3 protein-coding genes are annotated in these 1682 nt (G+C 38.6%); all 3 read right to left on the reverse strand.

The genetic code is table 11. The features are described from left to right. Positions 1 to 64: 64 nt before the first annotated feature. Entirely contained in the window at positions 65 to 226 is a 162-nt protein-coding gene (locus tag J7J01_00350) for a hypothetical protein (GenBank protein MCD6209343.1), read from the reverse strand. A 121-nt stretch (positions 227 to 347) separates the two neighbouring features. Further along, positions 348 to 1385 carry a Fic family protein gene (locus tag J7J01_00355; GenBank protein MCD6209344.1) on the reverse strand — a complete coding sequence of 346 codons (1038 nt, stop codon included), beginning with the start codon at positions 1383 to 1385 and terminating at the stop codon, positions 348 to 350. After that, positions 1378 to 1557, reverse strand: a complete 180-nt coding sequence (locus J7J01_00360) for a hypothetical protein (GenBank protein ID MCD6209345.1) — start codon at positions 1555 to 1557, stop codon at positions 1378 to 1380. The genes J7J01_00355 and J7J01_00360 overlap by 8 nt, the downstream gene beginning before the upstream one ends. Positions 1558 to 1682: the final 125 nt, after the last annotated feature.

Below are 1682 nucleotides of genomic sequence, written 5' to 3' on the forward strand. Positions count from 1 at the left end.
TTTTTAACTTAATGCCTATTGCCTATCAGCTCCAGTATTTCTGTGACGTTGGATGCGGACATTCTCAAATACCTCCTTCTACTACCCCTATCCACTCATGACTTTTTATTCTTTCAATCAAACTCATGATTGCCCTATCTGCCTTGATTGCTTCATATACCCTCTCAATCGTCTCCATGTTCTCCCCCTCAAGCGCTTCAAGCTCTCTTTCTTCATCAGGAGTCAAATCCCCTTCAATTTGCTTCTTTTTTCAGTAAAGCTCTGCCCAGCGGTCGTATTTAACAAATGTATCGCATCTTTTACCCTTCAGTTTTTGCGTCAACCCTTGCGTCAACCTTTGCGTCAACCTATTTGAGCACATAGTAAATAGCCTTACCGCTACCTCTCCTCTCAATAATATCCTGTTCTATCAATTTCTTTATCTCTTTATAAGCAGCTTGCCTTGAGATTTTAAATGTTTTCTGGATATCTCCAGAACTAATTTGTCCATTTCTCTGTATAAACTCTACTATCTTCATTTGTCTTTCTGTTAGCGCTATCTGTCCCTTCTCTCTCTGTTTTTGCCTTTCAAGGGAGAGTTGTAGAACCCTTTCTTTCACACGCAGTATAGAGACTCTCACACCTTCAAGGAAGTATTCAAGCCATTGAGTCAAATCAAGGGTCTTCTGATTTACTGATTTCAAGGCGGAATAATATGCAATTCTGTCGCTATCATAATAATCATCAAGAGTAAAGAACCGCTTTACATCAAATTCATGTATATAAAGTATAAGGGTGGCGAGTGCCCTTGCGCATCTTCCGTTTCCATCCACAAATGGATGGATTCTCACAAATTCATAATGAGAGATTCCTGCTATAATAACAGGATGGAGTTTCGAAGACTCTTTAGAATTCAGCCACGTCAAAAATTCTTCCATTAAAATTGGGACCTCATTTGATGGCGGTGGTGTAAATATTATCTCCCCAGTTATTTTATTTCCTACATACACCTGAATATCTCTATATTTCCCTTCCCATTCAGGATTTTCAAGTGTTTCCTTAGTTATATCCCTGTGCAATTTCAAGATATGAGTTTCTTTAATTTCTCCAGCTTCCTGGTATTTCTCTATGTTTTCTAAGACGTTCAGGTAATTCAAAACTTCCTGCTTTGTCCTCCTCGTGGCAGTTACCTTTCTTCCCTTAGCGAGTTTGCTGACCTCTTCAAGGGACAGGGGATTGCCCTCGATTGCTGTTGAGGCATGTGCTGCCCTGATAAGTGCCTCTCTCCTCAGGGATATTTCCCATTTTGGCACAAGGTAAGCATTAAGAATCAGTTCTCTTGCCGAGGTTATTTCAACTAAATTGTTTACAATCTTATGGGTATAATTAAATTTTGGTTCAAACATTCTCCTCTCCCTCTATTATTTTTACCCATTTATGGGATTTTATCTTTTCTATTAATTCCCTTACCTTCATATCTTCTTTTAACGCTTTATAAACTTCCACAACAGTTTTCATATTCTCTTTTTCCAGTTTTTCAAGTTCCTTTTGCTCCTCTTCGGTTAAATTTCCTTCCAACAGCTTCTTCCAGTAAAGTTCAGCCCAGCGGTCGTAGTTATCTGACGCAAATCTGACGCATCATTTTTCCTTTAAAATGTAATATACTGCTTTCCCTCTCCCTTTTCTTTCTATTAGGTTTAATC

This window comes from Methanophagales archaeon (assembly GCA_021159465.1).
In the GTDB taxonomy this organism is placed as follows: domain Archaea; phylum Halobacteriota; class Syntropharchaeia; order Alkanophagales; family Methanospirareceae; genus G60ANME1.

Excerpts from the sequence above, each read along its gene's own strand:
- J7J01_00355 (MCD6209344.1), bottom strand. The coding sequence starts at position 1,385 with ATGTTTGAACCAAAATTTAATTATACCCATAAGATTGTAAACAATTTA.